Genomic DNA, 6,273 nt, shown 5'->3' with positions numbered 1-6,273 from the left:
AAGCTGTATAGCATTATCTTAAATCAGTATTACTAGGGCATACAGCAGGACAAGGTGCTGTTTTATCTAAAATATACCCTTTTGTCATGTCTTCGTTATTGCTATTTACACCAACAATAACTAAATTAGTGCTATCAGTTTCTTTATCATATCCGTTATATATTCTTAAACCAATACAATCCTCTTGTTGAAGTATTTTATCAAAATGATTTGACCCAGCAAAATAACCCTTTTTTGAATCTGGATAACGTTTTCTAAATTCATTTACCATTTCTTGAGCTTGAGCTAACGTAATTTGTTCTCCTGTGTTTTTGTTGATTTCCATTATAGTATAAATTAAAAATTAAGTCGTAAAAATACTAGTTTAAACTATTTATATATTGCGTAATATTACGCAATATATAAATATTCAGACCTAATAACTTTGTTTTTTTTATTTGGTATGAAAACAAAAATAAATATTTTATCTATAGATTCAGGAGGTGTGAGAAATTTAATTTCGGCTTACATCTTGCAAAAAATAGAAGAAGAACTTCAAAAAACGCAAAACAACTCACAACTAAAAATTGTTGACATTTTTGATACGTTTGTATCAGTTGGTTCTAGCTCACTTTTAAGTTATCTCTATCAAATTCCAGACTACCAAGGTGATTATTTTTCTGCACAACAAGTCACGGAACATTATAAGGCTATTGCCGCTAAGATATACAATCAAAAATGGACTTCGTATATAAAACTTTCCAATACAATTTGTAGTCAACAGCAATTGAAACAGAGTGTTAGTCATTTGTTCAGTAATCTAGAAAATGTAAAAAACAGTAAAAATAATATTATACCCTTATACAATCTAACAAAAGGAGAAATTGAAATTGTAAATGCAGTTACCAGCGAATTAACAGCGGAAGATTTGCTAAATGCCTCACTTGCAACTTCACCTTTTTTCAAAACAACCAAGATAAATGACACCGTGTTTTGTAGTGGAGAACATATATCTGCAAATCCAAAATATTGTTTGGAGGACGAAATATTTAAAAAAGCATTTTCCGAATATGAAGTGATAAATATTCTTTCAGTAGGAGCGGGGAGTAATACAATACAGTCTACGAATAATACAATAAAAATAATTGCAAAAGATTGCGCGACTCAATTTGTTGAACAACGTTTTTTGCCAAACCAAACCGTAAATTATTATAGAATTGATGTGCCAACAAAAGATTTTGATGCTTTTAAACCATTACATACAAATTCTTATATCGATTTTTCAAAACAAAATATATATGCAATGAATACAGCTGGTCAATTAGCTATGGGTGCATTGGATGAAAAGGAATTTAAAAAGTTTATTCAAGCTTTGTAAATGGCTATTAAATATTCAAGTTTTTGTAAAAAAAATAGTAATTTCTAATTAAAAATTTTTATTATCGAAAATAACGCGAGTTTTCGATAGGTGAAATCAATTTTCGTATAGTAGTTTTAAAACAAAGTATTTATTTTTATACTTATTGCGTAAAAATGCTCAATGTTTTTAAAATTCAATCGGTTAATTTTGAACAAATACAAAAAAAAAGTGATAGCTTTCTCAACTAAACTTATAAAAACTGAGCATATAAAGAAGTTATGCCCAATGCTAAAATGACGACCAACCAATAAAGAAATGAGTAATGTATAGAGGATTTAATTTGACACTTGATTTTGAAAATGACTTTTTTTATCAAAAAGGGAGGACATTAAACGCTGCTAACAAACTAACTGTTAAAAGAACTCTTGACAGTTTTATTTCCCCAGACGGCTCAATAAATGGCTCTAAAATGCAATCGAATTGGTTCCCCCAAATTGATGCTGACATTTTCATTTCGCATTCTCATAGAGACGAAAAAATGGCAATTACGTTGGCAGGTTGGCTAGACGAAAAATTTGGAATCTCAACATTTATTGACTCTTGCATTTGGGGTTATTCAAATGATTTGTTAAGACAGATTGACAATAAATATTGCCTTAATCCAAGTGGTGAAACATATAGTTATTAAAAAATAAACAACTCCACTAGTCACGTTCACATGATGCTTTCGACAGCTTTAAATATGATGATAGATAAGGCAGAATGTTTATTCTTTCTCAATACTCCAAATTCCATTACGACAAAAGAAATTATTTCACAAACAGAATCCCCTTGGATTTATTCTGAAATTTCAATGTCAGAACTAATTAGGAGAAAGAAATTATCTGAGTATAGACCAGCAATCACAAGAATGTTTTCAAAAGGTGGTGTTATAAATGAAAGCTTGAAAATAAAGTATGATGTATATCTCGGACATTTGACAAAAATTGATGCCGACAACTTAAATGAATGGGAGTCTGAATGGAACAAAATACCAAAGGAGACGCAATTTGCACTTGATTTACTTTATAAATTAAACACATCAATTCTATGAAAGAAAAACATCTTGAATTTACCCAGGGAGTGATTAACAGAATGGGACAAAACTCTTTCTTAATCAAAGGTTGGACAGTTACGCTAGTTTCAGCCCTATTTGCTTTGGCAGCAAAAGACGCAAACCAAAAATTTGTAATCGTTGCATACTTTCCGACAATAGCTTTTTGGTTACTTGACAGTTATTACCTCTATCAAGAAAGATTATTCAGGAAAGTTTATGACCACGTTCGTAAAGCAAATTCCGTTGACTTTTCTTTAAACACAAAACAATTTGACAAAGGCTTTTTTGACTGGGCTGGTGCAGCACTTTCTAAAACCTTAATTCTATTTTACGGAATAGTATTTATCACTCTAATCATTGTAATGTATTACCTTAAATAAAATAAAAATGGCAAGAACAGTTTTTTTAGCTTCCATTATCAAAGAGATATTTGGAGAGTAAATCAAATCCGAAGCATTCCAAATATTACTGGAAACGCAGCTGCTGGATTCAAAGATGCATCATTATGGGAAGAAGCAAAAAAGAAAAGTGATGATGCTATAAAGAGTATGATAGACAAAGCTCTTGTAGGCACAACTGTAACGGTTGTATTTATTGGAGCAAAAACAGCAGGAAGGAAATTTATTAATTATGAAATAGAGCAATCTCTAAAACGTGGTAATGGACTTGTTGGTATGCAAATTCATCATTTAAAAAACCATGCAGGTGAAACTGATGTCGTTGGAGATATTCCAAAAGCAATTGAGGCGGCAGGTTTTAAAGTTTACAAGTATGTTGACGTAGAGAAGTTGGCGAACAGAATAGAAGAAGCAGCAAAACTAGCTGGTAAATGACGGCAATCTATGCAGACAAAAGCACTGGGCATAACAGCACCTACCCAAAAGGCGGGGTTTCGTTTTCCAAAGACAGTTTTGTGGTTAATCAAACATTAGTTTTTCAAATCAAGTTTTGTGGTAAAAGTCCCGCCCTTCGGGTAGCTGCAAAACGTTGGGCGAAATGCCCGAGGCATTCCACCCAATAGGCGGTCACTTCGCCCAACTTGTCGCTTGAAAAAATCAAACGACTTCGTCAAGCGACCGCCTATTAGCCGTCAGTTTAGGCGTAACGTGCTAAAAAAGACGTAAACAAAATGACAACAGAAGAAAATGTAAAACAATTAAGAAAACTAAACCGACAGATTAACGAAATAATATCAGAACTTAAACAAGACTGTTTAGAAGTAAAAGTTAAACAACACGTTTCTGATAAAATAGAATTATCTGTTTTTAAAAGAATAGTATAAATATGAAAAATCTACTTTTTGTTAGAATTACAGATGAAGTATTAACAAATTCAGTTAATGGACTTTTTAATTTTGTAAGCCATTTTAAAATTAATATTGAACATAAAGATATTAGAAAAGTGGAAGAATTAAAACCACTATTGGAAAACAAAAAGTATGATTATATTTGTTTAGCAGGTCACGGAGATGAAGTTTGTTTCTCTGACAACAACGAATTTAACCTGATGTGGAGTGATATTGGAGCATTACTTTGTGAAACAGATTGCTTAACAGAGAATGGAATTGTAATGTTATATTGTTGCAACGGTGGAATTTCAAACGTAGTATATACATTAATGGGACAATGTCCAAATATTAAATATGTTTGTGGTGCAAAACAAACTGTAAATAGTCTTGATTTAACAACTGCTTTTACAATGTTTTTATACAATTACGAATATAAGGGAATTGACCCTGTTATATCTGCACAAAAAGCGTCATTTGCAACCGACATTAGAATGGAATGTTATGACAGATACGATGTTGAAAATAACCCAGTGTTTTACTCAAAATATTGTGTGAAATGTAATGAAGAATACGAGGAATAAAACCGAACGGCTAACAGTGGTTTTGCAAAAAGCAAGAATTTTGCGGAATCGTCGTAAAAAAGAACAGTAAAAATAAATATAAACCCTGGTTTTCAGAAGTCTTGCTCTTCGCAAAGCCAAAAAACGTTGGGAAAAATTGTCCCGAAGGGCGATTTTTCCCAATGACCGCTCGGCTACGCCGAAAGTCGGGAAACCATCGTTGCTTCCGCACGACGTTCTCCCAACTGTCGCCTTTGACGCATTTCAATTCGGAACAAGTTCCTCTTGAAACGACGAAAAAGCCGAGCGGTCATTAGCCACAAGGTAAACCAACCATTGAAGATATTTAAAAAATGAAAGATTACAGAAAATTAATAGAAAATATACAGGCAAGAACAAATCCTGAAAACTTAATTCTTGAAAAAGCATTTTCAGATGAATTATCCTCTATTTCATATAGCGATATCTTAAAATATGTGCGTTACGCAATGAAAGGCGTCGAACCTGAATACACTCAAAAAAGTAGGTTGGCAGGCGAAAGAGTTCAAAACCACCTAAAGGATAACTTGTCATATGTAGTTTACAAGTACCAAGGTTCTGTAATGACAAATACACATATCAAAGGAACTAGTGATATTGATTTACTAGTAATATGCGACAAATTCTACACTTTTGACCGCAAATCAATAACGACAGTATTAACAACAGAAAGCTTAAAAACTCAATTAAACACTACTCAAATTCAAAAACTTCAGGGAGAAATTGACAATGCAGGTTATTCAGGTAATGCGATAAACGATTTAAAAAAAAATCGCACAGATTCGGAAAATACATTAATACCTGTTTATGACATTTGCGATATATCACATCCAAAAGCAATTAAAATAAGAAATAAAAGTCTTAACAGAGTCGTGGATATTGTGATTGCGAATTGGTATGATAATGTAACTGCTGTTTTGAGAGACAAAGATTCTGATTTTCGTGGAATACAGGTTTACAATAAAGCATTAAACTCAAAAGGCAACCCAGATTACCCATTTCTAAGTATTAAAAGAATAAATGACAGAAGTTCTGAGACTAATGGAAGACTGAAAAAAATGATTCGGTTTCTAAAAAATATTAAAGCCGATTCAGATTTGGAAATTAAACTAACAAGTTTTGATTTTAATGCTATTTGCTATGACATTGAAACTTACAAATATTCAAATAAAAACTTTTATGAGTTAGTGCCAATTATTTACATACAGCTAAAGAGTTTATCTGAAAATATAGAACATTCAAATAAATTAAAGTCAGTTGATGATAATGAATACATATTCCGTAATGATAGTACCAAATTAAATAGCTTACGAAATCTAATATCGGAAATCGAATCTATTCTGTTAGACCTTAAAAAAGCAGTAGTAATATGAGAAAAAAACGAATATTTATTGGTTCATCTTCTGAAGAATTAAGTCTAGCTGAATCAGCTAAGAAAATTTTAGAGCCTGAATTTGAAGTAACAATTTGGAACGATACTGTTTGGGATATGGCTGTATTCAAAATAAATAATAATTTCCTTCACGATTTACTCAAAGCAACTTTACAGTACGATTTTGGTATTCTACTTGGCACAACTGATGACAAGGTAATAGTAAGGGATGAAGAAAAGCTTCAATCACGTGATAATGTTCTTTTTGAGTTAGGATTATTTATGGGTCGTTTAGGCTTATCTAAATGTGCTTTTGTGGTTGAAAAAGAGCTGAATATTTTATCTGACATTAAAGGTATTTCACTTGCCAGATTTTCTAAAAAAGAACCTGATAGTTTTGTAAGTGCAATTTCGACAGTTGGAGATTTATTCAGAACCCAAAGAGATTCCTCAGTAAATTTCTTTCCGTCTTCAACTCTAGCTTCTGTTTATTTTGAGAATTTAATCTCACCTACTTGTAGATATTTAATTGAGCAAGGTGGATTTGAAGAAGAAGGTACAAAATATGAAGATTGTTTA

The 6,273-nt window shown here is 31.9% G+C and carries 9 protein-coding genes and 1 pseudogene; 9 read left to right on the top strand and 1 reads right to left on the bottom strand.

Annotated elements, in window-relative coordinates; translation table 11 throughout:
• Positions 1 to 13 precede the first annotated feature (13 nt).
• Positions 14 to 325, bottom strand: coding sequence for a hypothetical protein (locus tag ACIQZ1_RS09415; protein ID WP_396160773.1), 312 nt, complete (start codon positions 323 to 325; stop codon positions 14 to 16).
• Between the two features lie 117 nt (positions 326 to 442).
• Here ACIQZ1_RS09415 and ACIQZ1_RS09410 point away from each other — a divergent pair, with 117 nt between their 5' ends.
• The 9 genes and pseudogenes from ACIQZ1_RS09410 to ACIQZ1_RS09370 form a co-directional block, all read left to right on the top strand.
• Positions 443 to 1,357, top strand: a complete 915-nt coding sequence (locus ACIQZ1_RS09410) for a hypothetical protein (protein ID WP_396160771.1) — start codon at positions 443 to 445, stop codon at positions 1,355 to 1,357.
• 304 nt (positions 1,358 to 1,661) lie between these two features.
• Entirely contained in the window at positions 1,662 to 2,027 is a 366-nt protein-coding gene (locus ACIQZ1_RS09405; protein WP_396160769.1) for a hypothetical protein, read from the top strand.
• 30 nt (positions 2,028 to 2,057) lie between these two features.
• The gene (locus ACIQZ1_RS09400; protein ID WP_396160767.1) at positions 2,058 to 2,432 is read left to right on the top strand and encodes a hypothetical protein; all 375 of its coding nucleotides are present in this window, start codon (positions 2,058 to 2,060) and stop codon (positions 2,430 to 2,432) included.
• Positions 2,429 to 2,815: a hypothetical protein gene (locus ACIQZ1_RS09395; RefSeq protein ID WP_396160765.1), complete on the top strand. Its 387-nt coding sequence runs from the start codon at positions 2,429 to 2,431 to the stop codon at positions 2,813 to 2,815. Before ACIQZ1_RS09400 ends, ACIQZ1_RS09395 begins: the two co-directional genes overlap by 4 nt.
• 33 nt (positions 2,816 to 2,848) lie before the next feature.
• A pseudogene (locus ACIQZ1_RS09390) lies at positions 2,849 to 3,268 on the top strand (TIR domain-containing protein); the annotation flags it as partial.
• Positions 3,269 to 3,564: 296 nt separating this feature from the next.
• A complete protein-coding gene (locus tag ACIQZ1_RS09385; RefSeq protein WP_396160763.1) occupies positions 3,565 to 3,717 on the top strand; it encodes a hypothetical protein in 153 nt (50 codons plus the stop codon).
• Positions 3,718 to 3,719: 2 nt separating this feature from the next.
• Positions 3,720 to 4,304, top strand: a complete 585-nt coding sequence (locus ACIQZ1_RS09380; protein WP_396160761.1) for a hypothetical protein — start codon at positions 3,720 to 3,722, stop codon at positions 4,302 to 4,304.
• Positions 4,305 to 4,636: 332 nt separating this feature from the next.
• On the top strand, positions 4,637 to 5,695 hold the full coding sequence (locus ACIQZ1_RS09375; protein ID WP_396160759.1) for a hypothetical protein: 1,059 nt from the start codon (positions 4,637 to 4,639) through the stop codon (positions 5,693 to 5,695).
• The coding region (locus ACIQZ1_RS09370) for a TIR domain-containing protein (RefSeq protein WP_396160757.1) at positions 5,692 to 6,273 on the top strand (582 nt) is incomplete at its 3' end. The genes ACIQZ1_RS09375 and ACIQZ1_RS09370, both read left to right, overlap by 4 nt.

Origin of the sequence: Flavobacterium sp., assembly GCF_044341185.1 — a bacterium.
Taxonomy (GTDB): Bacteria; Bacteroidota; Bacteroidia; order Flavobacteriales; family Flavobacteriaceae; genus Flavobacterium.
This window is presented reverse-complemented; position numbering and strand designations above follow the sequence as displayed.